Here is a 25,621-nt window from a genome sequence, read left to right on the forward strand (position 1 = left end):
GAGAGTACATGGAACGTATCATCGTTGTTGGTAACGGCATGGTTGGTCACCACTTCATTGACCAATTGATACAGCAAGACAAGTTAGGCCAAGTTCAGGTAACCACTTTTAGTGAAGAGTCGCGCTTAGCATACGACCGCGTGCAATTATCAAGTTACTTCTCGGGTAAAACCGCAGACGACTTGATGATGACCTCTCCTGAATACTATGACGAACATGGCGTTCAATACTTTGTAAACGACAAAGTTGTTGAAGTATTGCCTGAAGAAAAGATTGTGGTTACCGCTAGTGGCCGTCGCGAAAGCTACGACAAACTGGTGCTAGCGACCGGTTCTTACCCATTTGTTCCGCCAATTCCTCGTCCAGACGATCAAGCGGCACAAGAAAACATTTTGGTATACCGCACCATTGAAGATTTAGAAGCCATGACTAAGTCAGGCGAAAACTCAAAAGTAGGTGTAGTTGTAGGTGGTGGTTTACTTGGCTTAGAAGCCGCTAAAGCACTTAAAGACCTTGGTATGGAAACTCACGTTGTAGAATTTGCACCTCGCCTAATGGCTGTGCAGGTGTGTGACGGTGGCGGTGCAATTCTTCGCACTAAAATTGAAGAGCTTGGCGTACAAGTTCATACCGAGAAAAATACCAAAGAAATTGTGGCAGGTGAAAACACTCGCTACCGCATGAACTTTGCAGACGGTAGCAGTTTAGATACCGACATGATTTTGTTCTCTGCAGGTATTCGCCCACAAGATCAATTAGCACGCGAAACTGGTCTAGAGCTTGGTCCTCGTGGCGGCATAGTGATTAACAATCAATGTCAAACGTCTAACCCAGACATTTACGCGATTGGTGAATGTGCCTTATGGGAAGGCAAAATTTTTGGCCTAGTAGCCCCTGGTTACAGCATGGCTAAAGTAGCCGTCGACCATATCGCCGGAGAGCAAGCTAAAGAATTTGCTGGTGCCGACATGAGCACCAAGCTTAAGTTGATGGGTGTAGACGTAGCCAGTATTGGTGACGCACACGCTAACACCGAAGGCGCTTTAAGTTACAGCTTGAGCGACGAAGCCCGTCAAGTGTACAAAAAAGTTGTTACCAACGCCGCTGGCGACCGTTTGTTGGGCGCAGTATTAGTAGGTGATGCCGACGATTACGGCAACTGGTTACAATTGTTCTTAAACGACATGCCATTACCAGTAGCACCAGAATACTTACTGGTACCTTCATCAGAAGAAGGTGCCGCTTCGGCCATGGGTGTTGATTCACTGCCAGACAGCGCCCAAATTTGTTCATGTTTCGACGTAACCAAAGGGCAAATTTGCCAAGCAGTACGCGACGGCGCAACCAGCATGGCTGATATTAAAGCCACTACGGGCGCAGCAACCGGTTGTGGCGGCTGTAGCGCATTAGCCGTTCAAGTGATGAACGCAGAACTAGAAAACCTAGGTGTTGAAGTTAGCAACGACATTTGTGAGCACTTTGCTTACTCACGTGCCGAGCTAGCCGACATTGTACGCGTTAAGAAAATCAAAACCTTTGAGCAGTTGCTTAAAGAACACGGAACCGGACATGGCTGTGAAATTTGTAAACCAGCAGTGGGTTCTATTTTAGCCACCTTCTGGAACGACTACGTTCTTACCGATGACCATATTGCCCTGCAAGATACCAACGACATCTTCTTAGGCAACATGCAAAAAGATGGCACCTACTCAGTAGTACCTCGAGTAGCTGGCGGTGAAATTACTCCAGACAAGCTAATTGCCATTGGTGAAGTGGCCAAAGAGTTCGACCTATACACCAAAATTACGGGTGGCCAGCGGGTTGATTTATTTGGTGCGCAACTGCACGAACTGCCGAAGATTTGGGGCAAGTTAATTGATGCGGGTTTTGAAACAGGCCACGCCTACGGTAAAGCATTACGTACCGTTAAGTCTTGTGTTGGTTCAACCTGGTGTCGTTACGGCGTGCAAGACAGTGTTGGCATGGCGATTCTGCTAGAAAACCGTTACAAGGGCCTACGCGCCCCACACAAAATTAAGTTTGGTGTGTCAGGGTGTACTCGTGAGTGCGCTGAGGCACAGAGCAAGGATATTGGTGTTATTGCAACTGAGGGCGGTTGGGGTCTGTATGTTTGTGGTAATGGTGGTATGCGCCCTCGACACGCCGACTTATTCGCTACCGATTTAGACGACGTAACCCTAATGCGCTACATCGACCGCGTATTGATGTTCTACGTACGTACTGCCGACCGCTTACAGCGTACCTCGGTATGGTTAGAAAACCTTGAAGGCGGCCTAGATTACCTAAAAGAAGTGGTTATCGACGACAAACTCAACATTTGTGAAGAACTCGAAGCAAACATGAATCACGTAGTAGAAAGCTACCAGTGTGAGTGGAAATCTACGATTAATGACGAGAAGAAACTGCAGCGCTTCAGCCAGTTTATTAACGCCGACGAGCCAGACAACAACCTGCAATATGTTCGTGAGCGTGGCCAACGTCGCCCAGCTACCGAAGAAGAACGTATTCAAACCATCGAAATTGTAGAAGCACCATAACAAGGAGAGTGATGATGAGTGAATTAGCTACAGAAACTTGGACCGAAGTTTGTCGCAAATCGCAGCTTAGCCCAGGAACCGGTGTTTGTGCCTTAGTTAAAGGCAAACAAGTCGCCATTTTCTGGGAAGGAATTAGTGACCAAATATTCGCCATAAGTAATTACTGCCCATTTGGCAAAGTAAACATGTTGTCTCGAGGCATTATTGGAGACTTCAAAGGCGAATTAATGGTGGCATCTCCCCTTTATAAGCAACGTTTTAGTTTAAAAACCGGCCAATGCCTAGACGACGACAGCGTCACTATTCCTACCTTCCAAGTGAAGGTAGAGGGTGACAGCATCAAAGTCGCCGCTTAATAAAAAATACTTAAAAAAATAATACTAAACCGCGCCGCTACGGCGGCGTGGTAGGAAACGCTTTAACTTTTTTAGAGACATTATGATGAGTGCAGAAAAATTTAACCTGTTTTCCTTTACCGGAAAAATGAAAATACTACACATGAGCTGGATGGCTTTTTTTATTACCTTTTTGGTGTGGTTTAACCACGCACCATTAATGGCCAGCATTGCTGCCAGCCTAGGTTTAACATCCAGCCAAATTAAAACCCTACTTATTCTAAACGTAGCCCTAACCATTCCTGCGCGAATTGTTATTGGCATGTTTACCGACCGCTTTGGTCCACGCCTTACCTACTCTACCCTGTTGGCAGTATGTTCTATCCCTTGTTTCATGTTTGCCTTTGCCAATAGCTTTGAGCAAGCCGCTATCGCTCGTTTCTTATTGGGCTTTATTGGTGCTGGCTTTGTAGTGGGTATTCGTATGGTATCGGAGTGGTTCCCAGCTAAAGAGCTAGGTACTGCAGAAGGTATTTACGGCGGTTGGGGTAACTTTGGTAGCGCAGCTGCAGCTATGTCACTTCCAACGCTAGCGATTATATTTGGCGGTGAAGACGGATGGCGTTATGCGGTAGGCCTTACCGGTTTAATCAGCCTTGTGTTCAGTGTTATTTACTACAAAAACGTAAGCGATACGCCTAAAGGCTCTACCTACTTTAAGCCAAAAAATGTTGGCGCAATGGAAGTAACCACCAAAGGTGACTTTGTATTGCTGCTAATTATGAAGGTTCCAATGTACGCCACCCTTGCTTTGTTAGCATGGAAACTGTCTCCAGCTGGCGTAAAAATGCTAAGCCAAGAAGTGGTATACGCGTGTTACGCAGGCCTAGTAGCCTTATACGTTCTGGATTTTTGGAAAACTTACCAAGTAAACAAAAACATCTTTGTTAAGCCAGTTCCAGAAATTGAACAATACAAATTTAAGCAAGTAGCAGTATTAAACGTATTGTACTTCGCAACCTTTGGTTCAGAGCTAGCGGTAGTATCTATGTTGCCGTTGTTCTTTAGCGAAGTATTCGAACTAGATATGGTTTACGCGGGCTTACTCGCCTCTGCTTATGCCTTTATGAACTTAGCCTCTCGCCCAGGCGGCGGTTGGATTTCGGATCGATTTGGCCGTAAGAAAACCCTATTAGTATTAACCGCTGGTTTAGCCCTAGGTTACTTTGGCATGGGCCAAATTGACGGAACTTGGCCACTATTCCTAGCAGTAGCAATGGCCATGGCATGTTCATTCTTTGTACAAGCTGGTGAAGGCGCTGTATTTGCCGCTGTACCGCTTATCAAGCGTCGCTTAACTGGTCAAATTGCCGGTATGACAGGTGCATACGGTAACGTAGGCGCAGTATTCTACTTAACCGTGTTAAGCCTAGTAAGCTACCAAGCGTTCTTCTACGTAATTGGTGCCACTGCGGTGTTAGGTTTTATCGCCTTATTGCTTCTAGAAGAGCCGAAGGGCACTATTGCTGAAGTAGGCCCAGATGGCGAAGTAACGCTAATCAACGTTAGCTAAGCCAGCCCCGTATAGCGGCGTGCGCCTTAATTGGCCACGCTGCTTACCTCAAGGAAGCGATCTTAGTGTTAGAAGAACAGCAAACTGCAGCGGCCACCCCAGCCAGCAGTAACCGAGTTAGTAACAGCGAAAAAGCATCCTCTGAAGCTAGCAACAAGTTGGAGGCGTCTTTTGGAGGCGCCTCCATTCCTGGTCCTAAACCAGAAAACCAAGATGCATGTGTCGCTAAAATCCCCGAGCCATGGACCCGATACTACAAAGGTGTTGTAGCAGTACTGGCCGACGGCTTAAGCAGTGCAGAACATGCCAAAATGGCCGCCCAAATCTCGGTTACCCAATTTGTTGAAGACTACTACGCAACCCCAGAAAGCTGGTCGGTAAACAAATCTACCGCTCAAGTCGCCAAATCGCTGAACAATTGGCTTTTCCAACAAGGTAAACAAACTGGCTCTTACGCCTGTACCCTATCAACACTAATTATTAAATCGCGAGTCGCCCACCTTTTTCATGTGGGTGATAGCCGCATCTATCGCTTTCGCGCGGGCAAACTACGCCAACTAACCCGAGACCATGTGCAAATTCGCGGTAAACAAAAAAACCACCTCACTCGTGCTATGGGTGTGGATTCGAGCCTCGAGTTAGATTATTCCACTCGTACTGTAGAGACTGGCGATATCTTCATGCTAACCAGTGATGGTGTGCACGATGCACTAAGTGAACAGCAACTGGTTAAGCTATTACAAGCCAAGTTTTCAAGCTTAGAAGAACAAGCCAGTGCCATTGTTAATGCTGCGGAATTAGCAGGCAGCGACGACAATATTAGCGCCATGCTAGTTAACGTTGATAACGTGCCTGAAGCCGAGCTAGATGAAAGCCGCGCACAGCTGCTGCATTTGCCTATTCCACCGGTAATGTCGGTTGGCAATAAAATCGACCAATACCGCGTTAGTGAGATCCTTCATACCAGCCCACGTAGCCATGTGTATTTAGTCGAAGAGCTAGATGAACAAGGTAATAGCAATGGTCGAGTGCGTATTCTTAAAGCGCCCGATGCCAGTATGGCCGACGACCAAGAATACTTTGCCGGCTTTGCCCGCGAAGAGTGGGTTGGCCGCGTGGTTAGTAATCCTTATATCATGCGCACCTTCGAGCCTATTGGTACTCGCCGCTTTCGTTATTTAATCGCCGAATACGTTCCAGGCATTACCCTTCGCCAATGGATGGATAAGCACCCTCACCCACCTATTCAGCAAGTTGTGCGCATGCTGCAAAAACTGGCTAAAGCCTTGCGGGCCTTACGCCGTTACGAAATGGTGCACCGCGATCTTAAACCCGAGAACATTATTATCACCGCCGACGACCAACTCAAACTGGTCGACTTTGGCACAGTGCAATCGGCCGAACAACTTGAGCAAGATGAAAAAAACACCACACCGGTTGGCTCGGTACAATACATCGCACCAGAGTATTTAGTGGGTGAAACAGGTCGCCATCGTAGCGACATTTTCTCGTTTGCGGTGATTGCCTACGAAATGCTCTCAGGCAAGTTGCCCTACAAACAAGCCAGCCGTGAGCAAATTGCTCAGCGAAATTACAGCGACTGGCATTATCAAAACATTCAGCATTTCCGCAATGACATGCCCGACTGGTTAGACGCTGCCTTAGAGCAAGGCTGCCATCCTAAACCGCAGCAGCGTTATCAGAGCTTGTCGGAACTGATTCATGACTTACAACATGCCAATCCCAAGCTTAAAGCCAGCTATCAAGCCAAACCCTTGATCGAGCGTAATCCGGTGCGTTTTTGGCAATCAACCACCTTATTTTTGCTGCTAGTGGTGATATGGCAGTGGGCCAGCCAACTTAATTAACTTTCATAAATATAAAGTTGATTTACATAAAGGCCTAGTTACTAGGAAGTGCCTAGTATAAGCGCAATTTCTTGCTAGTTTGTGGTCAGCATGTCGTCTACTACCCAGAGTAAAACCCTACAAAAAGGCCTGTTTGGAATGGCCTTGCCTATTTTTGGCGAATTCATGCTGAACATGTCGGTACCGGTATTTGACGCGCTATTCCTTAGCCAAGTCTCTGATCAAGCCGCTGCTTCGGTAGGTGCAGTGATGCCTTGGTTCTCAATGGCCATTGTATTTTTCTCGGCCACTGGCATCGCTGGCGCAAGTTTGGCGTCGCAGTACATGGGCAAACTAAACTATCAACGGGCTAATTTGATTCTAGCCGGCTTGATAATACTCGGTGTACTAGCAGGGCTACTCTGCGGGCTATTCTTTGTAAGCCAAGCCAGCAACATTGGCCAATGGATGAGCCTTCCCCCAGATATGAGCCTATTAGCCGCCGAATACTTAGTACTTGCTGGAGCGGGCGTGGGCTTTATGGGCTTACGTATGACCCTAGCCAACATCTGTAATAGCTATGGTCAATCTCATTGGAACACCATTTCAGCAGCGCTCATGCTGGTCACCAATATTATTGGCAATGGCGTGTTGGTATTGGGCTGGTTTGGCGCAACACCAATGGGCGTGACCGGGGTAGCCTTAGCCAGCTTAATTGCTTGGTTGCTAAGCCTTAGCTTTAGTTTGTTAGTGGTATTGCTGCTAATAAAAGTGAAGCTGCCTTTAGCCGAGGCGATTAAAAAGCCAGCTCTTAGCCTTAAACCTATTCTAAAAATTGCCGTACCTTCAGCGCTCGAGCCTTTCTCTTACCAAAGCTTTGTGATGGTCATGAACTTGATGATTGTTCAGTTTGGCGAAACCTCGCTCACCGTGCGTATTTACGCACTAAACATCTACGTTTATTGCACCATGATGCTAGTCGCCATAGGCATTGCTAATACCATGTTAGTGACCCAACTTGCAGGTGCTGGCCACTTTGAGCGTTGCCACCAACAAATGCGCCAAGGCATGCGCTGGGGCTTAATAGCGGTGGCTATTGTTGCCAGCATTATCTTTATCTTTCATCAAAGCTTACTGGGTTTATTTACCAGTAACCCTGAAGTACTCGCCCTAGGCGTGGTGGTATGTTTAATTCACAGCCTTAACGAGCCACTAAGGGCAATAAACATTATCAGCGGTAATGTATTGCGCGGTTGTGGTGACGCAGTGTTTGTTACCGGCAACGCCATTGCGGTGACTTGGCTATTCTCAGTGCCACTGGCCTACTTTACCGGGGTTTACCTAGGTTATGGTTTATATGCGGTGTTACTAGCAGGCATGGTAGACGAGTTTCTACGTAGCCAAATAAACTGGCGCCGCTGGAAGAGCGATAAATGGAAGCGTAAGTTAGCACCGGACTAAACTTTAAGTTGGGTATTAAAACGAGAAGTAGTTTAAATAGCTTCTAAAATTTAAACTAATGAGACTTAATAACGCTTAACGAGTAAGAGCCGTTACCACAAAATAGTCTTCGTCGATTGTATTGTCTAGGTTAGCCCCACAAGCACGTCGATTACTTCTATCAATAACGTACCTCATTACTCCAAGTAACTCATTAGAACGACGATCGCTAATTTCAATTGTGTAATGCTTAGGTCCCGACCATTTCAACCTACGAGCCTCATACAAAGCTTGCTCTATGTTGTAATACACCAAAATATCCGCTTCTACAGCATCCACGCCAGAGTCTACAGTATTAGTTAAAGACTGAGGAGCTCCATAAAAAGGTTCTTCAAGTTTGAGAGTTACCTCTTCTACTCTAACTAAGTCCGATTCTCCTTCGCTTAATTTGAGGGTTAACTCCCTTCCGAACCGGTCTCCATAAGCCTCATATAATGTTCTTTTGAGTCTCCCCTCTTGATTCAATACTATTTCAGCATGTTTAGAATCAACGACTTCTTGATTAAGAGTACTCAAGTAAGCAACCGAACGTACTTTGCCTGAAGGGCGAGCAAAATACTCAACACCTGTATCTTCACAGAGTTTATGGAAATCCTTATTCATCTTCCAAGATAAAGAGACCGGAGACCAAGACAGCACAGACAGCAAACTAATTAACATAAGCGTGAACAAAGGTATGGGTAGCGCCCAAAATAAAATGCTCGCCGGAAAGAAAGAATCAAGTATCCTTGGAGCCTGCCGAAAACTCTCAATTTCTTTTAGTACCGATGAACTACCTACAATAGTTACCAGTATTACAAACGGCAAAGCCAAGAATACTGAACCTATCATGAACAACCCACCGTGATTCATCCCTTTATATTTTAAAGCTAAGGCTTCAAAAAATAGCGCCACTATCCATATTGAAGCAATGCTCAAATGACGTCTAAAAGGCGGTGACATAATCGCCTTTCGATGAAAACTAAAGGAGATGAAGATGCCCGCAATCAAAAAAGCAGGAAGCCAAATATTTACGCTGATCGCAGTTAGCATTTTGATACCACTGGGTATGCTAGACCAGACAGAAGGAAGAATAATGAAGTGTTTATCGATTATGAGATGAAGAAAAGAAATGTTCAGTAATGTAGCAAATATGGAGAAAAGTGCCGGCAGAGCAAGTGCTAGATTAAATAACCTGAAGGCTGAGGCCGGCATGCAGAATTACTCCATTTTTGAATAACTAGCTATTTCTCATTCCGCTTAGCTCGGCTCTATCTGCTTAATATGCCGATTTACCGAGAACCACGATGCACCTAAACCCAGTAAAGTCGCAAATAAGATTAACCAGCCAAACTCTTGAATACTTAGACCCGAAAGGTAAATGTCTTGTTGGTACAACAAACCGATTTGCTGCAGGGCGTACTCGGTCCAAATAAGCAGAATATTACACAATACCCAAGCCATTAAGCCGCCTACAATGCCAAACCAAAATCCGGTATATAAAAACGGCCGTTGAATAAAGGCGTCGGTAGCGCCGACCAATTTCATAACTTCGATTTCGTTACGACGATTGAGAATGTTTAATCGCAGAGTATTACTTACAATTAAGGCCACCGCGGTGAGCAACAGTATAATCAGCAGCCAAGCGGCTTGCTGCAGCATGCTTACAATGGTGTCTAAACGTTGTAACCATTCAACATCTAAACGGCCTTCTTCAACCAAGCTATGCTCTTGCAAACTGTCGAGTAAGGTTTTTGCAGCGCTAGCGGAGCTGTACTCGGCACTTGGCAGCACCAGTAATACATCGGGCAAGGGGTTTTCTGGTAGTAAAGCGAGTACGTCTTCAAAGCCGCTGTTGGCTTGAAACTCGGCCAAGCCCTGTTGCTTGGTAACCAGCTCTACCGCAGCCACTTGCTGCATGCTGGATATATTTTTTTGCAATAAATCGCGCTGTTGCTCGGTAACATTTTGTTTTAGAAACAAACTGATTTGAGCGTCACTTTTCCAGTAAGCCGTAAGCTGCTGTACGTTTTTGGTGGCCAAATAAAAGCTTGCTGGCAAAGCCAAACAAACGCCGATTACCGCTAAAGTAAGCATTGAGCTAGCAGGGGTGCGCCAAAGCTCGCCTAAGCTGGCAATACATTGCTGTAAATGGCGTACCCAAAACATCATAAAGCGTACCGGAAACGCGACTTTCACCTGCGGTTTAGCGCCAGCCATTACTGTACCTCCTCTGCTTGAGAGGCATTAAGCAACTGACCATTTTGGAGAATAAGTCGCTGATAGTGCATTTTAGCGATTAGGCTTAAATCGTGACTTGCGATAAGCACCGCAACACCCACGCGGTTGAACTCTTCGAATAAGCGGAAAATCTCTAAAGACAGTGCCGGATCTAAGTTACCGGTGGGCTCATCGGCGATCAAAATGGCAGGTTTGTTGACTACAGCGCGTGCAATGCCCACTCGTTGCTGCTCACCACCAGAGAGAATAACCGGGGTGCAGTTGGCTTTGTCTAGCAGACCCACTTTATCCAGGGCTGCGGCAACACGGCGTTTAATATTGCCCATGCTATAACCTTCAATCACTAAAGGCAGAGCAACATTGTCGAATACCGTACGGTCCATTAGCAGTTTGTGATCTTGAAAAATCACCCCCATTTGACGGCGAAGATAAGGGATCTTTCGATGAGTAATGCGACTAATATCGTCGCCATTTACCCATACTTTGCCGTCGCTGGGGCGCTCCATGGCGGTGATAAGTTTGAGCAAGGTACTTTTTCCTGCGCCAGAGTGGCCGGTTAAAAAGGCCATTTTTCCCTGTTCTAGTTGAAACGAGACTTTTTGTAAGGCTCGCTGACTACCTGGATAAATTTTACTTACTTGCTCAAACCGGATCATTCCTAGACCTTTTTTACTGTTTAGGCAGCGTTTAACTACGCCTCTTCACTCTCTTCGCTGCTAAATAGCGCATCAACAAAGGGTTGTGACTCAAACTCGCGTAAATCATCAATGCCTTCACCCACACCAATATAACGAATAGGCAAAGCAAACTTGTCGGCTAAGGCAAAAATTACCCCACCTTTAGCGGTGCCATCTAACTTGGTAAGTGTTAAACCCGTTAAGCCCACCGCTTGGTTAAATAAGTTAGCTTGGCTAATGGCATTTTGGCCAGTGCTGGCATCAATAGTTAACATAATTTCATGAGGAGCGGCATCGTCGAGCTTTTTCATTACTCGTACAATTTTCTTCAACTCTTCCATTAGGTGCGCTTTATTTTGCAAGCGACCTGCTGTATCGGCAATCAATACATCTACATTTCGTGACTTAGCTGCTTGAAAAGCATCGAAAATTACCGAAGCACTGTCGGCACCAGTGTGTTGAGCAATTACCGGGATCTCGTTACGCTCACCCCACACTTGCAGCTGCTCTACCGCAGCGGCGCGGAAGGTATCACCCGCGGCCAACATCACCGATTTACCCTGACTTTGATATTGCTTGGCAAGCTTACCGATGGTGGTGGTTTTACCCACACCATTAACCCCAACCATTAAAATAACAAACGGTCCGTCGCTACTATCTAAATCTAAAGGCGCTTCAACTTGATTAAGCATGCTAGCCATATCGAGTTTTAGTTGCTGGTATAAGGCTTCACCATCTTGTAGATCACTGCGTTTAACGTGACTGGTGAGGTTTTCGATAATCTTTAAAGTGGTATCAACGCCAACATCCGCCACCAATAACTGTTCTTCTAATTCTTCAAACAGCTCATCGTCGATCTTTCGCCCTTTAAAGAGAGAAAAGAAACCCCAACCAAAATTCTTACGGGTACGCCTTAAGCCTGCACGCAAACGGGCAAACAAACCCATTTTTTTCACTGGCTCAGCAGCTTGCGACGCTGCGGCTAGCTCGGCTTCTTGTTCAGCCTGCGCCGCTAGTTCGGCCTCTTGTGCTGCTTGGGCCTCGCGCTCTGCTTGAGCTTCGCGTTCTGCTTGGGCTTCGCGCTCTGCTTGTGCTTCACGTTCTGCTTGAGCTTCACGTTCTGCTTGGGCTTCGCGTTCTGCTTGAGCTTCGCGTTCTGCTTGAGCTTCGCGTTCTGCTTGAGCTTCGCGCTCTGCTTGAGCTTCACGTTCTGCTTGTGCTTCACGCTCTGCTTGCGCGTCTAACTCAGCTTGCTGAGTATCTTGTTGTTCTGCGGCGGGATCGCTTGATTGTTGTTGCTCGTCATCTTTTTTTCGGCCAAACCAAGAAAATAGGCCCTTCTTTTTTGCCATTACTGCAAAACCTTTTTTACCAGTAAACGACGTTGGCTGTTACAATGCCAACGTCCAATCAATATTGCTCGGATATTATCACAGTTTCTCAATGGTCTAAGTAAATGGCACGGCTTTCCTCAAGAAAACATTCAAATCAAAGTAACAAATCTAATAATGGCAGCGGTCAGGTACGCATAATTGCCGGTCAATGGCGCGGGCGCAAGCTCAAGGTGCTGAATAGCCAAGGCTTACGCCCAACTACCGACCGAGTTAAAGAAACCGTATTTAACTGGTTAAGCCCCTATTTGCACAACAGCCATTGCTTAGATCTTTTTGCTGGAAGTGGCAGCTTAGGTTTTGAGGCCTTGTCGCGTTTTGCTAGTTTTACCACCTTCGTAGAGAAAGATGCGCAAGCTGCTAAGCAGCTTAAGGCCAATTTACAAGTATTAGAGCTTAGCAGCGAGCAAGCAAAGTTAATTAACCAAGATGCCTTGCAATGGCTAAAGCAAACACCGAGCGAAGCCTACGACATTGTATTTATTGACCCGCCGTTTCGTTGCGAGCTACTAGCACCTAGCTGCGCAATGTTAAATGACAATGGCTGGTTAAAACCCGACGCACTGGTTTATCTTGAATTTGAGAACGAAGCCAACGAGCCCCAATTACCCGCAAACTGGCACTGCATAAAAGAAAAACAAGCAGGCCAAGTAAGCTACCGTTTATACCAACTAACTTAAGAGCCCTATTTATGTTTATTAAAATTGGCAAACTGTTTATGGCTGCCATGTGGTTAGCGATGCTACTCAGCCCAATTATTTTTGTTCCGCCTTACAATTGGATTTTGCCGCTAGTGGGTGGTTTTTTGTTATTGCTGCACGGCGTTCAACTGTTATCCATTCGCGGCACTTTGCTTGAAGCAGGCGTGTTGAAGAAGGGTGATAATCTACAAATTTTGTTCTTTGGCTTTTTTGCTATGTGGCAAATTCATAAACGTATGACTGGGAAAGACTCTTGATTACACGCCAGTTACTATTGGCGAGCATTTGCTTTGTAAGTCTGCCTAGTTGGGCGATGAGCGTTACGGTCATTGATGATGCTAAACATCAACGCAGCGGAGCTTGGACCCAAGTATTACCCTATGCCTATTACACCGAAAACCTCCAGTGGGGCGTGGGTGTTGGCGTAGGCGCCGCAGGGCATATTCAACCCAGCTCTAGCATGGTGGCAACGGCGACTGTAACCAGTAACGATAGCTGGATGGGCTTTTTGTATACTGGTGACTATCAAATGCCTTTTGCTGACCGGATCTTTTTTGATACCACTTTGTATCAAACTAATTTTACTCGCGATCCGCAATATATTAACGGTAATTCGGATTACCCAGGAGAGCGAGCGGGTAGCAATGATTCTAGCCAAGAGAACCGTGTTTATACCCACAGCAAAGGCCAAGAGTATCGCTTTAGATTTCGCTATTTACTGCCTCTAGGCCACGGTAAAAACTCAGCAGTTCACACTTTTAGAGTAAACCGCGGTGAAGTAATGGAAGGTTATGAAGCGGGCGCGAAAGAGTGGAACCCACTCACCAGCGGCCGCACCATTATTCAACTTGAACCTTTTTATTGGAAAAAGGACGTTGGTGAATATAACCAACTGCAAGATTCGAATACCTCGGCAGGCCTTACCTTAGAACTCGAATACGATAATCGTAACTACCATCAAAACCCAACAGCAGGTAGCCGACAGCGCTTAAATGTAAGCCGTGATTGGGGCGATAGTGAGCGACCTTCGTGGACGATGTGGGAGCTTTCGGCCTCTAAATATATCAGTTTGCCAAAAACCTCTTGGGCACAAAGCCAAGTTTTAGCGTTTGGTTTTGCCACCTCTGATACCCCCACTTGGAACCACAGTTCTTACAACAATGGCGAACAGCAATTTCACCGCCCTGCGTGGTTTGCTGGTTCTCGTTTAGGGGGAATGGACAGGCTTAAAGGCTATGAAACTGCCCGTTATCACGATCGTTCGATGATCTATTATTCGGCAGAATACCGCTTCACACCCAACTGGAACCCACTTCCCAAAGTGCCAGTTGTAAATTGGTTTAACGTACCTGCTTGGTACTGGGTCGCCTTTGTTGAAATTGGCCGAGTGGCTGATGAATACAACTTGGCAACCTTACACCAAGATATGAAATACAGCGTAGGCGGCAGTCTTAGAGTAATGATGGAAGGTGTTGTACTACGCGGTGATTTTGCTACCAGCGGCGATGACAGCATTTTTCGTTTAGGTATAAATCACCCTTACTAGGATCTGTTAATCTGTCGCGGTTAATTTTGCTCTAGAGATCAACAGGCTTAGTAAACTTGCGGATTACCAGTTTAAAGCTGGAATCCGCAAGGCTAGCCATTCTGCTTATAGTGATTGCCAATAATCGGCTATTCCATCAAGGAACATTTGAACCGCAAGCATAATAAGCAACATGCCCATTAAACGTTCCATGGCTTTTAAACCTTTCTCACCCAGCAGTTTTAAAAGCACCCCACTAAATAAGAAGATCACCACGCTAATGCCCCAAGCAATGAGTAGCGCCAAAGACCAATCTAGCATCCGACTTCCATCTTGATTTGCCAGCAACATTAACGATGCAAGTACCGAGGGGCCGGCAATCATTGGGATTGCCATCGGTACCAAAAAGGGCTCTTCACCTGCAGCAAGACCAGCAACACCACCGGGCTGAGGGAAAATCATCTTCAAGGCAATAAGGAATAGAATTATCCCGCCAGCAAGGCTTACCGCTTCTTGTCGAAGATTTAAGAAACCTAGAATTTGCTCACCAGCAAACAAAAAGGCAAACATAACAGTAAGGGCAAACACCAGTTCTCGTAGTAAAACGATTCGCCGACGTTTTGGGTCAAGATGTTTGACCATGCTAAGAAACACAGGAAGGTTTCCTAGCGGATCCATAATCAAAAACAACATCACTGCTGCTGATAACATATCCATTGGCTAACTCACTAAATAACGACTATTTTGTCTAAGAAATAAAAAAGAGCCAGAGCATAACACCCTGACTCTTTTATAGCTTAGCTTTATTTACGGTTTATAAACGACTTTTACTGCATCGGTTACATCCGCTTCGTCAACATAGGCTATAGCAGCGGCATTGCCAGCAACTTCTGATACAGCAACTGACGGAGAAGCAGCCGTTTTAGGCGGCTTAGCTTTACCAGTGAAGATTAACTTTGACCAATAAGCTTGAAGCTGGGCTTCACTTTTACCGGTTGCGGCATCGTGAAAGCTAGCACGTAATGCGTCGCCTTCTTTATATTCAATCACCACTGGTGGTGTGCCATTAGGTAGCTTTTTAAGCTTACCCAAGAACAGCTTTTTCACTTCTGCTTTTGATAAAGCATCAGGACCCGCAGGGTTTGCAATCACTACCGGAGCAGCCAAGCTACTAAGACTAAATACGCTCAAAGACAGAGCCAATAATAGTTTTTTCATGACTCCTCCTAAAATACGCCGTCAAATACAATGCTGTAAACCGTGGTGCTATCAGGTGTATCCTGACCAGACAGTTGACCAGCAACCTTGTTTTCTAATAAGCCGTTGGTATCACCGAAGCCATTTACTAGAGTAGCATCAAACTTTACCGACAGGTTCGACAATAGCTCGTAACGTAGGCCCAGAGAGTATGAAGTACGCTTACCGTCGTATATCCATGAAGATGGAGCCATGGCGTCAGACCCAGTTCCACAAGCTGCCACACAAACGAGTTTACCTTCGCGCTCATCGTCATCTTGGGTTTTCATGCCAGCTACAGTGCCGTAAGGCATGGCTTTACCAAAGCGGTAACCCAAGGTCAGGTAGCCTGAATCAACATCCGAGTACTCACCTTCTACTGTTGCACGAGTTACTTCCGACACCACTAACAACGATCCATTGTCATAGCTAAGGCCTGCACCTAAGAAGTCTGATTTGTTTTTATCAGCAAGTGCATCTCTATCGGGATAGTTGGTATCAGCTACGGTAATTTTAGTTACGCCGTAAACAGCTCGAACGGTGAAATCGTCAATAGCCCAAGTAAGGTTAGCTCCTAAGATATCATCGTACTTAGTGCCATCTTCTTCCGACTGTCCCCAAAAGCCCTGTACCGTTAGGGTTGAGTTATCAAACTCGAAGTCGTAGCTACCATCAACACCAACAAAAGAGTTAAATGGCACAAAACCATATACTTCTTCTGGTGGACGAGCCCACGGCTGAGCGTAACCCACTTCTAGATAATCAGAATACATATACATAGGTAAGCGAAGTTTACCGCCACGCACTGTAATGTAGTTATCAAAGGTATGCTTTAAGTAAGCCCATTCAACATCTGGGCTAAAGTCATCTTCACCACGTGCCACTAACTGCACCGTTACACTGGTACTGTCGGCTAAAGCAAAGTCACCCTGTAGGCCCACCAAAGTAAGATTATTAAAATCGTACTCGTCGGTAGAACCGGCATAACCTAGGTTATTGTTAGCTTGATTAATGCCCACGCTGTAGAAACCGTTAAAGCTGATTCTATCAAAGGCATTATCCTGATTTTGTTCTCTTAGAACCTGCACCTCTTGCTCGAGATCATTTACTCGTTGCTCGAGAGCTTCGTCTGCCATTACTGCGCCACTCAATAAGCATATTGGTAACGCCTGCCACGCCCTTAAATCCATGGGGCATCTCCTTTCTTTTATAGTTTTTTTATTTACACTTTAAATTGGCTAATAACGTCACTTAATCGCTGAGTTACTTGCCTTACATCCTCGCTAACGTTGTCTATTTCGCTAGAACTTTTTGCCACTGCGAGAGATATTTGTTGAATGTCATTCACGCTGTTGTGAATAACATCTGAAGTTTTAGTTTGCTCTTCTGTTGCTGCTGCAATTTGCTCGTTCACAGCATGAATTGATTCCACCTTACCGGTGATATCCATTAGTGATTTACCCGCTTGGGCAGATTGCTCAACACTTAAACCGGCTTGTTCAATACCGCGGTTCATAGCTTCAACAGCCGATCCAGAGCCTTTTTGTAGCTCTTCTAATACTTGTTGAATTTCTTGAGTAGAATCTTGGGTGCGCGAGGCAAGGGTGCGAACTTCATCTGCTACTACCGCAAAACCTCGTCCCTGTTCGCCGGCGCGTGCTGCTTCAATAGCAGCATTCAAAGCTAGCAAATTGGTTTGCTCTGCAATGCCTCGAATCGCATCTAAAATCACACCTACATTGCTGGTATAAGATTCAAGCTGATTAATCGCTTGTGCAGTACCGTTCACTTCTTCAGCTAAATCGTTAATTACTGAGATGGTATTTTCTACAACTTGGTTGCCTTCTTGCGCGGAACTGTTTGCAGAAGACGCTTCTTGAGAAGCTTGCGAGGCAAAGTCAGCAATATGGTGCACACTAGCGGTCATTTCTTGAATTGCTGCACTTACTGCATCTACCGAGTGATTTTGAGACTCGATACTACTCGCAGTATGTTTACTGGTTTCCATTAAGCGAGTAGACACATCTTGAAGGGCTTGAACGGTTTCGGTGGTTGTAGCAATGCTAATTTGCATCTTGCTAATAAACTGATTAAACCAATGAACTAGCGTGGCTATTTCATCTTTACCGTCGTAGTCAACACGAACGGTAAGATCCCCTTCGCCTTCGGCGATTTCACGCAATGATGAAGTCACTTGGGCAATCGAGTTAACGATGCTGCGAGTGGTCATAATGCCGACGAAGATAACCACTACAATGGTGGCCACGCCCAAAATAATACCGGTGGTTACCGCAGACTGAGAACTAGCAATGGTGCCATCTATGGTTTCGTTAAAGGCTTTTTCGGTGTTTACCCGCAAACTTGCCAAACCTTGAGTCAGCTCTTGCAGTACTGCGGCGGAGCGCTCAGCTTTGGCAGGTAAAGTGGCGAAGTCGGCACTGCCATCTACCAAGCTCATGGCAATGCCTCTAGCTTGACCATAATATTTATTTTGTAGGCTTTGCAGTTGCTCTACGTCTTGCCTAGCGCTAGGCAGAATTGTAATTAGCTCGTTTAGCTTATCGTTTAACAGCTGATTTTGCTCATCAGCCGCATCTAATGATTCTTCTTCACCAGTGGTTACAGCAGTTTGTAGCAGTTGGTCCACGTTATATAGGGTGTTTTGCGCAACCGTTGCGGTGTCTAAGGCAGGGAAATATTGGTCTCTAATTTGTTCAATATTGAACTGGCTTTGTTGCTGAACTTGCATGTTGTTCACCAAGTAGATTGCAAACCCAACAACAGCAATTGCCGCCAAGATCCCAACCTTATGGCTTATTTTTAGACGTCTAGCCAAATCCATTTATACCACTCCATGTAAATACAAGTATCGATAACTTATGTATCGGCACCATCAACTGAATGTTTAAATTACTTCTCTGTTGTTAAACAAACCCTAAATAATTAAAACACACGTTTAAATATTGTTAGAAATCTTATTAGATTAAACCACTTATTCCGTTCCGACTAAAAGCCTAGGTGCATAAGAAATTATAGATGTTTATTCCAGATAAGATGGGAAAACAGCAAAGAAAGATGAATTAAACACTAAAAGAGTGATAAATAGCAAGTAATATCAGTTATAACTGAATTAATAGTCGTTTATATATGAAAAGGGCCTGAAATGGCCCATATAAGGCAGGTTTATTTGTGAGAACAGATCTTTGATTCAGCAGTAGTAAAGCCTTGTTTTGCTTCGATGAACTTGCCACGTTCTGCTAAGAACACGATCAATTGCTGGGCGTTCATGCCTTTTTGACGACAAGTATGGTACTCACTGTCTTCACCAAATGTTTCTTTCATTAACGCCTCTAGAGACGCAGAAGTGAAACTACCACCTTGTTCTAACATCAACTGCATCACTTGATGCCCGTGAATCGACTGACTCATTATTACCTCCATTAAAAAACGGCGTTCACTTTACCAGTGCCACGCCGTTTATTTGTTGCGTTAGAACAAGCTAGATAAGCTTCTCAATGTTCTTGGAGGCCAATTGTTGTTGGTAAGACTGAATAGAGCTTTGCAACAAGGCATCGTTTTGTGCTTGTTGCGACGTTGATTGCGCATAGTTGGTATCTAATATGCGCGAACGCGCTGCGCTTTGTGCCTCGATGGCAGCTTGGGTAGAGCGATAAGCAGACTCAGCCGCATTACTAGAAGCACCTAGTTCCGCTTGATTGGCATCGGTAGTTTGCTGGGCCCCCTGCAACGCTGCTTGAGCTGTGGCAGGATCGTTAAGGTCAACATTATCTACGCCAAGATCGGTAGCGTTGGGAATCGCGGCAGTGTTGGCATCAACTTGAGCTTGCAAAGCGGCAATATCGTCAGAGTTATAAATACCATTACCACTTTGTACAACCAAAGCTTGGTTCTGCTGCAATAGCTCAGTAGTACCCTGTAGTTGAGCAGATTCGATATTGTTGAGGCTAACTTGGTTTTGATAGATATTAGCGTAGGCTTCTTGCTCGCTAATACCAGTGGTTAAGCGATTAGAAATCTGTAAGCCTGCAGGATCATCTGCCGCTGTGTTAATACGCTTACCAGAAGCAAGTTTTTCATCTTGTTCTTCTTGGCGTTTCTTCGCTTGGTCCATATAAAAATCGGACGGAGAAACGGAGCTTGAAACCTGATTGATAGCCATTGGATATCCTCAACAAAACATTTACTAGAGCAGCCATCCTAGCTGTATACTTTTTAAGCATACCACTAAGTGCCCAAAATCGCATCTTTTTGAACGCTAATTTGTGCTTTTTTCTTGCTCGCAAGACCAGCAATAATCGAAGCTTCCGGGATTAATTTCTTGGCACTTATTGCAGGTCCACTCTGCAACACTATTTACTTCGTAGTCCTTAACCGCTTGCTTGGCTTTGTCCCATTGGGCTAACTCTACCATTAATGTGACTTGTACAACGTCCATAGGGAGCTCACCAGCTGCCGCCATGGCATACTCACCATCTACTCGGCTCTCAATGCCCATTTTACTTAACATACCTTGCAGCAATCGCGCTTCTACAAAGTTGGCGGCTCGATAAAACTCATGCCATTGGCTCATTTATTCTCCTTAATAGCTACCATTAATGCTTAGTATAGGTGAGTTGCTTGTAGTATTGCTTGCTAACACAAAAACTTAGGCATTAACCCTTTTTAAATAGACCTAGTGAGCGGGCACATTAGCTCAGCGCCCTAACATTTTATTGACTTAACCTCAGCTTAAAAAGGCTCGCTTAACACTATGATGAGCCGCAACTACCCAGCACCAAAATATAGCGATACCGCACCAATTTAGAACATATCGTATATAGATCACATATAATACCGCACCATTTTAGAGCCAAAACATGTAATCCTATTGTTATCATCAAGTTAAAACCCTTTTATTGCATCAACTTAGTGCTTAGTTAAGAAATTTATTCTACAAAAGGCCTGAAAATTGCTTCTTTTTGGCGCAAACCATATTTAAAGAAACAATTAGGGAGATTTTTTAATGGATAATATTAGTGACGCTATCGACGTATTGTCGCAAAGCGCAAACACTTTATTCATTCTGCTAGGTGCCATTATGGTTCTAGCCATGCACGCTGGCTTTGCCTTTTTAGAAGTAGGTACAGTTCGCCATAAAAACCAGGTAAACGCCTTAGTTAAAATTATCACCGATTTCGCATTTTCTGGTGTGGCTTACTTCGTTATTGGTTACTACTTAGCTTACGGTAACCACTTTTTTAATAGTGCAGAAGTACTTGCTGAAGGAAACGGCTACGAGCTGGTGAAGTTTTTCTTCTTACTTACCTTTGCTGCTGCTATTCCAGCCATTGTTTCGGGTGGTATCGCGGAGCGTGGTAAGTTCTATCCATTCTTAATTGCCTCTTCATTGATTGTTGGTTTGGTATACCCGATTTTCGAAGGCATTATTTGGAACGGTAACTTCGGCTTCCAAGATTGGTTAGAAGCGCAATTTGGCGCTGCCTTCCATGATTTTGCTGGCTCGGTAGTTGTGCACGCAATGGGTGGTTGGTTAGCACTGGTTGCGATTAAAGTTCTTGGCGCACGTAAAGGCAGAAAGCCAGGCGTGGCATTTGCACCCTCTAACATCCCATTCTTAGCTTTAGGTGCTTGGGTACTTACCGTTGGCTGGTTCGGCTTTAACGTTATGTCGGCCCAAACCATGGACGGCATCAGCGGTTTAGTAGCGGTTAATACCTTAATGGCAATGGTTGGCGGAACGATTGTTGCGCTAGTTGTAGGCCGTAATGACCCTGGTTTTGTTCACAATGGCCCCTTAGCTGGCTTAGTTGCTGTTTGTGCAGGTTCAGACTTAATGCATCCTATTGGCGCCTTAGTAACGGGTGGCGTAGCTGGTGCATTATTTGTTTGGGTATTCACTTGGTTACAACAACGCTCTGACTTAGACGATGTATTAGGTGTTTGGCCACTTCACGGTTTGTGTGGTGTTTGGGGTGGTGTTGCCGCAGGTATCTTCGGTAGCCAAGCATTAGGCGGTTTAGGTGGCGTATCTCTAATCAGTCAGATCATCGGTAGCCTTGCAGGTGTTGCTGTAGCGCTAATCGGTGGTGTGATTGTTTACGGTATTGTAGATAAAGTTGCAGGCTTGCGTCTTTCTGAAGAAGACGAATTCCACGGCGCTGACTTAGCGATTCACAAAATTAGCGCAACCAACAAAGACCGCTAATAAAAAAGCCCGCACAGCAGTGCGGGCTTTCAATACTTGAAATGCAGTTCTGGTGAAGCTCACCATTGAACTGCATTTTGCTTTTTAGAGCTCAATAATATCTAGCTTATAATCTATCTGGCTCAAGTATTGCTGCTCATTTTCTAAATCTGCACGGGTTAAAGGATTATTCTGCAGCCAAGTTTGATCCAACAGTAAACTCATTTGCTGCCCAGCAGCTCTAAACTGCAGTTCCGGCAGTGTTTGACGGCGTTTGCCACGGTTAAAAATGACTGACAAACGAATGATCAAACACGCCTTGAGCAAGTCTACGTTTTCCATCGGGAACTGCTTAACTGGGATGCGCTTACGATGCGCTAAAACTAAGGCTGCCAACTGTTGTTGCTCGATGCGCGAAAAGCCAGCAAGATCCACATGTTCCACAATATAAGCACCGTGTTTATGATAATCACTGTGTGCTACATCGAGGCCCACTAAAAATAATTGCGAAGCCCAATTTAACAGCTTGGTAGTTTCTACTTCATCCAACGACCAAGTTTCTGCCACTTGGTTTAACAATAACTGACAAGTGCTATCTACTCGGCCACTAAACTGGCTGTCTACGTGGTAACGCTCAGCTAGCTTTTGCACACTAGCTGGACGAATATCGCTGTGCTCTAAACGACCTTTTAGCTCATACAATAAACCTTCGCGTAAGGCCGATTCTGCCGCATGCATAGTATCAATGTTCAGTGCTTGGAATAAGGCTTGTAAGACGATAACACCTCCCAAAAACACCGGCTGACGTTCTAGTGAAAGACCTTTTAGCGGCAAGTTACATTCGCCTGCTTCAAGGTAGCGTTCAATAATAGCGTCTAGGCCTTTGAGCTGAATTTCACCATCACAAAATTGATTTTCTAAGCAAACTTTCGCCACAGCTTTAATGGTGCCAGAAGCACCTAAACACTCATTCCAAGCATGTTCCAAGAAATCATCGGCCACAGGCAACAGTTGCTGCGAACAATAGACACTAGCTTTTAATAAGCGGTTTTTGGTCACTCGGCCATTTTTAAAGAAACGTTTAGTGATAGATACACAGCCCATATCTAAGCTTTCTTTAAGCTTTAGATCCATGCCTTCACCAAGAGTGACTTCGGTGCTACCACCGCCAATGTCGATGACCATACGCGGGCCATTAGTTGGCGCCATATAGTGAGCAACACCTAGGTAGATTAAACGGGCTTCTTCTTCACCGGAGATAACTTCAACAGGATGGCCAAGGCGTTGCTCAGCAGCTTGCAGGAACACATTGGAGTCAATAATGCTACGTAGGGTCTTGGTGCCAACAACTCTAACACTGCCAGGTTTAAACTCGCGAAGACGCTCACCAAAGCGCTCTAAACATGCTTGAGCGCGATTCCAAGCAGCTGCGTCGAGGCTGCCATCATCTTGCAAGCCCCAACCCAAACGCACCATTTCTTTCACTTTATCACGAACTTTAAGTTCGCCGTCTTCCCAGTCAGCAATAATTAAATGAAAACTATTGCTGCCTAAATCCAGAGCAGCCAACTGTTGAGTTTTGGGACTCAACAAACGCGATAAATTGAACATAAACTAACCTCAGCGAATCACTCGCAAAAGACCGAGCCAAAAGGCTCTCTAATTTACTTCAATATAAAACGTTTTAACATAGTTTCTATATCATTTACCTGTTGTTGTAGCGCTTGGCTAGATTGAGCAACTCGCTCTATTTGCTCAAAATTATCTTCTGCTACCTCGGCAATCACATTCACATTACGCGTAACTTCGCTTGCAACATGATGTTGCTCTTGAGCGGCCACACTAATTTGATCGGTCATCTCGCGCATTTGGCTCATGTCAGTACGAATTGTCATGATCGCTTCACGAGATTTCTCGGCCAGATCTTTTGACTGACTCATTTGCTCGCGACTAGCAGCCATTGCATCAAATACCTGAGTTGATTCGCGTTGCAAGGTAGTAATCATTGCCCGCACTGACTCGGTGCTTTTGGTGGTTTGGCTAGCTAGGCTGCGCACCTCATCGGCAACCACAGCAAAACCTCGACCTTGCTCACCGGCACGTGCCGCTTCAATGGCCGCATTTAAGGCTAGCAGGTTGGTTTTCTCGGCAATACCATCGATCACTTCGATAATAGAACCAATTTGTTTACTGGCGTCTGCTAGCTTATCCACTTGGCCAGAAGTGCTCTGCAAGGCATCATCTAAACTATCGATCATCTCGATATTTTGATTCATTACCTGCTGGCCTTGATCAATGTTGTTCTCAACAGACATCGACAACTCGCGGCTACTTTCGGTGTTTGAAGCCACTTCTTTAATTGCCGACTCCATTTCAGTAACAGCAGTTGCTACGCTACTCAGTTCCGCGGTTTGCTTATCAAGCTTGGTTTTTACCACGCTTGAAGCTTCGTTATTTTTAACCGATACATCGCTAAGTTGGTGAGCAGCACTTTGAATTTGGCTAAACACCTCGCGAGCTTGTTCAATCATTCGGTTAATGGCTGCCACCAGCACCGCAAATTCGCCAGAGTATTTACCATTCATGCTTTGGCTATAGTCGCCCTCAGCCAATCGTAGAATGTGGGATTGGGTATGCTCTAGCGGTTTACGAATCAAACTCGCTAACCAGTAAGCAACGGCAATAGCAAAAATAATCACCAAAGGCACAACAATCGCGGTAATAGAGCGCGCATTAAGAATTAAACTTCGGCCCTGCTCGCTGGCAACCTCACTTTGCTGGTTAGCTAAATCAACAATCTTAGTAACGGTAGAATCTAAACCAGAAAGCTGACGGTTAATTTCTACAGTTTGGATAGCGATATTAGCAATGGTTTCTTGGCTATCTACATAGCGCTCTACAATGCCGCTTGGGTCATTCACTTGACGGTTAAACTCAGCAACCAAGTCCGCGACTTGAGGATCAGCCAAGCCTTCTACTTCATCAATTAATGAAGAAAAGTCATCGTTAAATACACGGTTGTTATATTGAATCTTCTTAACCAAATCGGCGATTTTTTGCGGGTCGCGAGTATTCACCATGTTTGATAGTAAGAACTCCATCAAACCAAAACGGTCCATGACCATGGTGAGAATGTCTTCAATGTATGAATCTTCAGCAGCTGCAGGGCTAGCCACTTTAGTCACAATTCTTTTCAAATCAGACAAGCGAAATAGAAACTGACTCAAATCGTCACGTACTTTTTCGTCTTGCTGCAGGTAAGTATTCTGTAATTGCGCTAATCGCCCGCCTTGCGAGGCCAAGGTGTTCTCTACATTGCTAACATCATTTAAATACTGCGAAAGCCCATTAATATTAAACTTTTGGGCATGAGCTTCTAACTCTGCCACATGACTTTCTAGGTCATTTAATGATTCATCGGCTTGGCTATTAATGCTTTGCAGCTCATCTAAGTTGCTGGCATTTTCCAAACTTAACAGCAAGATACCCGCTCGAAGCGCTTGACTACCTACCTGGTTTGCCAGCAACTGGGTTCTTGCACTGTTGTCAGTAAGTGTATTGAAACTTGAATTGATTTGCTGAGCCAGCAAGAAAGCGGCACCACCGCCCATCGCTATCACCAAAGTGAGAACGGCAAACCCAATATATAAACGATGAACAACCGAGATTTGATTGATACTTTTTCCCAACATGCCTTGCTACCTTTTCCCAAAAGCTCGCTAATTCCCGTACTAGTAAGACTAGTAAGGATTTTGTTGATTATCTTTTTTAGTCGTTATTGTGCGATGTTCCGCACATCAAAAAACTGTAAGCCATTATTAATTTTGGCTTTTTAGCTCATTGTTCGTGCAAA

At 45.1% G+C, this 25,621-nt stretch carries 21 protein-coding genes and 1 pseudogene; 9 read left to right on the top strand and 13 right to left on the bottom strand.

Annotated features, from left to right (window positions below; genetic code table 11):
- The first annotated feature begins 8 nt into the window (after positions 1–8).
- The 5 genes from nirB (at position 9) to OV592_RS19185 (ending at position 7,774) form a co-directional block, all read left to right on the top strand.
- Entirely contained in the window at positions 9–2,558 is a 2,550-nt protein-coding gene (nirB, locus tag OV592_RS19165; protein ID WP_338622364.1) for a nitrite reductase large subunit NirB, read from the top strand.
- Positions 2,559–2,569: 11 nt separating this feature from the next.
- Complete coding sequence (gene nirD, locus OV592_RS19170; RefSeq protein ID WP_016402267.1) at positions 2,570–2,914, top strand: nitrite reductase small subunit NirD; 345 nt, start codon at positions 2,570–2,572, stop codon at positions 2,912–2,914.
- Positions 2,915–2,999: 85 nt separating this feature from the next.
- A complete protein-coding gene (locus tag OV592_RS19175; RefSeq protein ID WP_040307297.1) occupies positions 3,000–4,466 on the top strand; it encodes a NarK family nitrate/nitrite MFS transporter in 1,467 nt (488 codons plus the stop codon).
- A 65-nt stretch (positions 4,467–4,531) separates the two neighbouring features.
- Positions 4,532–6,334: a bifunctional protein-serine/threonine kinase/phosphatase gene (locus tag OV592_RS19180; protein WP_338622365.1), complete on the top strand. Its 1,803-nt coding sequence runs from the start codon at positions 4,532–4,534 to the stop codon at positions 6,332–6,334.
- A gap of 90 nt (positions 6,335–6,424) precedes the next feature.
- Complete coding sequence (locus OV592_RS19185; protein WP_406609675.1) at positions 6,425–7,774, top strand: MATE family efflux transporter; 1,350 nt, start codon at positions 6,425–6,427, stop codon at positions 7,772–7,774.
- A gap of 75 nt (positions 7,775–7,849) precedes the next feature.
- On the opposite strand, the gene OV592_RS19190 is transcribed toward OV592_RS19185, so the two are convergent.
- The 4 genes from OV592_RS19190 to ftsY are packed head-to-tail and all read right to left on the bottom strand — an operon-like array spanning position 7,850 to position 12,062.
- Complete coding sequence (locus OV592_RS19190) at positions 7,850–9,007, bottom strand: hypothetical protein (RefSeq protein ID WP_406609676.1); 1,158 nt, start codon at positions 9,005–9,007, stop codon at positions 7,850–7,852.
- Between the two features lie 45 nt (positions 9,008–9,052).
- A complete protein-coding gene (gene ftsX, locus OV592_RS19195) occupies positions 9,053–10,012 on the bottom strand; it encodes a permease-like cell division protein FtsX (protein WP_152783351.1) in 960 nt (319 codons plus the stop codon).
- The gene (ftsE, locus tag OV592_RS19200; RefSeq protein WP_016402274.1) at positions 10,012–10,689 is read right to left on the bottom strand and encodes a cell division ATP-binding protein FtsE; all 678 of its coding nucleotides are present in this window, start codon (positions 10,687–10,689) and stop codon (positions 10,012–10,014) included. Before ftsE ends, ftsX begins: the two co-directional genes overlap by 1 nt.
- A 35-nt stretch (positions 10,690–10,724) precedes the next feature.
- A complete protein-coding gene (ftsY, locus tag OV592_RS19205; RefSeq protein WP_406609677.1) occupies positions 10,725–12,062 on the bottom strand; it encodes a signal recognition particle-docking protein FtsY in 1,338 nt (445 codons plus the stop codon).
- Between the two features lie 104 nt (positions 12,063–12,166).
- On the opposite strand from ftsY, the gene rsmD reads away from it, so the two are divergent.
- Genes rsmD through OV592_RS19220 form a run of 3 tightly spaced genes read left to right on the top strand, consistent with a single transcriptional unit; the run spans position 12,167 to position 14,348 of the window.
- The gene (gene rsmD, locus OV592_RS19210; protein WP_040307299.1) at positions 12,167–12,781 is read left to right on the top strand and encodes a 16S rRNA (guanine(966)-N(2))-methyltransferase RsmD; all 615 of its coding nucleotides are present in this window, start codon (positions 12,167–12,169) and stop codon (positions 12,779–12,781) included.
- A gap of 11 nt (positions 12,782–12,792) precedes the next feature.
- Entirely contained in the window at positions 12,793–13,059 is a 267-nt protein-coding gene (locus OV592_RS19215; RefSeq protein ID WP_016402277.1) for a DUF1145 domain-containing protein, read from the top strand.
- Positions 13,056–14,348 (top strand): BamA/TamA family outer membrane protein, encoded by a 1,293-nt coding sequence (locus tag OV592_RS19220; protein WP_406609678.1) that lies wholly within the window; start codon positions 13,056–13,058, stop codon positions 14,346–14,348. Before OV592_RS19215 ends, OV592_RS19220 begins: the two co-directional genes overlap by 4 nt.
- Before the next feature lie 105 nt (positions 14,349–14,453).
- On the opposite strand, the gene OV592_RS19225 is transcribed toward OV592_RS19220, so the two are convergent.
- The 7 genes and pseudogenes from OV592_RS19225 to OV592_RS19255 form a co-directional block, all read right to left on the bottom strand.
- On the bottom strand, positions 14,454–15,044 hold the full coding sequence (locus OV592_RS19225) for a YhgN family NAAT transporter (RefSeq protein ID WP_016402279.1): 591 nt from the start codon (positions 15,042–15,044) through the stop codon (positions 14,454–14,456).
- 90 nt (positions 15,045–15,134) lie between these two features.
- The gene (locus OV592_RS19230) at positions 15,135–15,545 is read right to left on the bottom strand and encodes a phosphate ABC transporter substrate-binding protein (protein WP_220720108.1); all 411 of its coding nucleotides are present in this window, start codon (positions 15,543–15,545) and stop codon (positions 15,135–15,137) included.
- An 8-nt stretch (positions 15,546–15,553) separates the two neighbouring features.
- The gene (locus OV592_RS19235; RefSeq protein ID WP_406609679.1) at positions 15,554–16,753 is read right to left on the bottom strand and encodes a hypothetical protein; all 1,200 of its coding nucleotides are present in this window, start codon (positions 16,751–16,753) and stop codon (positions 15,554–15,556) included.
- A gap of 32 nt (positions 16,754–16,785) precedes the next feature.
- On the bottom strand, positions 16,786–18,405 hold the full coding sequence (locus OV592_RS19240; RefSeq protein ID WP_338622373.1) for a methyl-accepting chemotaxis protein: 1,620 nt from the start codon (positions 18,403–18,405) through the stop codon (positions 16,786–16,788).
- Between the two features lie 341 nt (positions 18,406–18,746).
- Entirely contained in the window at positions 18,747–18,992 is a 246-nt protein-coding gene (locus OV592_RS19245; protein WP_016402283.1) for a YecH family metal-binding protein, read from the bottom strand.
- 70 nt (positions 18,993–19,062) lie between these two features.
- Positions 19,063–19,656: pseudogene (locus tag OV592_RS19250) on the bottom strand (flagellin); the annotation flags it as partial.
- Positions 19,657–19,839: 183 nt separating this feature from the next.
- A complete protein-coding gene (locus tag OV592_RS19255; protein ID WP_406609680.1) occupies positions 19,840–20,154 on the bottom strand; it encodes a putative signal transducing protein in 315 nt (104 codons plus the stop codon).
- Between the two features lie 432 nt (positions 20,155–20,586).
- Between OV592_RS19255 and OV592_RS19260 the strand changes: the two genes are divergently transcribed.
- Positions 20,587–21,789 (top strand): ammonium transporter, encoded by a 1,203-nt coding sequence (locus OV592_RS19260; RefSeq protein ID WP_406609681.1) that lies wholly within the window; start codon positions 20,587–20,589, stop codon positions 21,787–21,789.
- A gap of 84 nt (positions 21,790–21,873) precedes the next feature.
- Here OV592_RS19260 and OV592_RS19265 read toward each other — a convergent pair whose 3' ends face one another.
- Together OV592_RS19265 and OV592_RS19270 are read right to left on the bottom strand one after the other, a co-directional pair.
- Positions 21,874–23,379, bottom strand: coding sequence for an exopolyphosphatase (locus OV592_RS19265; protein WP_406609682.1), 1,506 nt, complete (start codon positions 23,377–23,379; stop codon positions 21,874–21,876).
- Between the two features lie 53 nt (positions 23,380–23,432).
- On the bottom strand, positions 23,433–25,460 hold the full coding sequence (locus tag OV592_RS19270; protein WP_016402288.1) for a methyl-accepting chemotaxis protein: 2,028 nt from the start codon (positions 25,458–25,460) through the stop codon (positions 23,433–23,435).
- Positions 25,461–25,621: the final 161 nt, after the last annotated feature.

This window comes from Agarivorans sp. JK6 (assembly GCF_045277145.1).
Taxonomy (GTDB): Bacteria; Pseudomonadota; Gammaproteobacteria; order Enterobacterales; family Celerinatantimonadaceae; genus Agarivorans; species Agarivorans albus.

Coding starts and splice junctions, on each gene's coding strand:
- OV592_RS19190 (WP_406609676.1), bottom strand. CDS start 9,007: ATGCCGGCCTCAGCCTTCAGGTTATTTAATCTAGCACTTGCTCTGCCG.
- OV592_RS19225 (WP_016402279.1), bottom strand. CDS start 15,044: ATGGATATGTTATCAGCAGCAGTGATGTTGTTTTTGATTATGGATCCG.
- nirD (WP_016402267.1), top strand. CDS start 2,570: ATGATGAGTGAATTAGCTACAGAAACTTGGACCGAAGTTTGTCGCAAA.
- rsmD (WP_040307299.1), top strand. CDS start 12,167: ATGGCACGGCTTTCCTCAAGAAAACATTCAAATCAAAGTAACAAATCT.
- OV592_RS19260 (WP_406609681.1), top strand. CDS start 20,587: ATGGATAATATTAGTGACGCTATCGACGTATTGTCGCAAAGCGCAAAC.
- OV592_RS19235 (WP_406609679.1), bottom strand. CDS start 16,753: ATGGATTTAAGGGCGTGGCAGGCGTTACCAATATGCTTATTGAGTGGC.
- OV592_RS19175 (WP_040307297.1), top strand. CDS start 3,000: ATGAGTGCAGAAAAATTTAACCTGTTTTCCTTTACCGGAAAAATGAAA.
- OV592_RS19215 (WP_016402277.1), top strand. CDS start 12,793: ATGTTTATTAAAATTGGCAAACTGTTTATGGCTGCCATGTGGTTAGCG.
- ftsY (WP_406609677.1), bottom strand. CDS start 12,062: ATGGCAAAAAAGAAGGGCCTATTTTCTTGGTTTGGCCGAAAAAAAGAT.
- OV592_RS19230 (WP_220720108.1), bottom strand. CDS start 15,545: ATGAAAAAACTATTATTGGCTCTGTCTTTGAGCGTATTTAGTCTTAGT.
- OV592_RS19255 (WP_406609680.1), bottom strand. CDS start 20,154: ATGAGCCAATGGCATGAGTTTTATCGAGCCGCCAACTTTGTAGAAGCG.
- ftsX (WP_152783351.1), bottom strand. CDS start 10,012: ATGGCTGGCGCTAAACCGCAGGTGAAAGTCGCGTTTCCGGTACGCTTT.
- OV592_RS19185 (WP_406609675.1), top strand. CDS start 6,425: ATGTCGTCTACTACCCAGAGTAAAACCCTACAAAAAGGCCTGTTTGGA.
- OV592_RS19240 (WP_338622373.1), bottom strand. CDS start 18,405: ATGGATTTGGCTAGACGTCTAAAAATAAGCCATAAGGTTGGGATCTTG.
- OV592_RS19270 (WP_016402288.1), bottom strand. CDS start 25,460: ATGTTGGGAAAAAGTATCAATCAAATCTCGGTTGTTCATCGTTTATAT.
- nirB (WP_338622364.1), top strand. CDS start 9: ATGGAACGTATCATCGTTGTTGGTAACGGCATGGTTGGTCACCACTTC.
- ftsE (WP_016402274.1), bottom strand. CDS start 10,689: ATGATCCGGTTTGAGCAAGTAAGTAAAATTTATCCAGGTAGTCAGCGA.
- OV592_RS19245 (WP_016402283.1), bottom strand. CDS start 18,992: ATGAGTCAGTCGATTCACGGGCATCAAGTGATGCAGTTGATGTTAGAA.
- OV592_RS19265 (WP_406609682.1), bottom strand. CDS start 23,379: ATGTTCAATTTATCGCGTTTGTTGAGTCCCAAAACTCAACAGTTGGCT.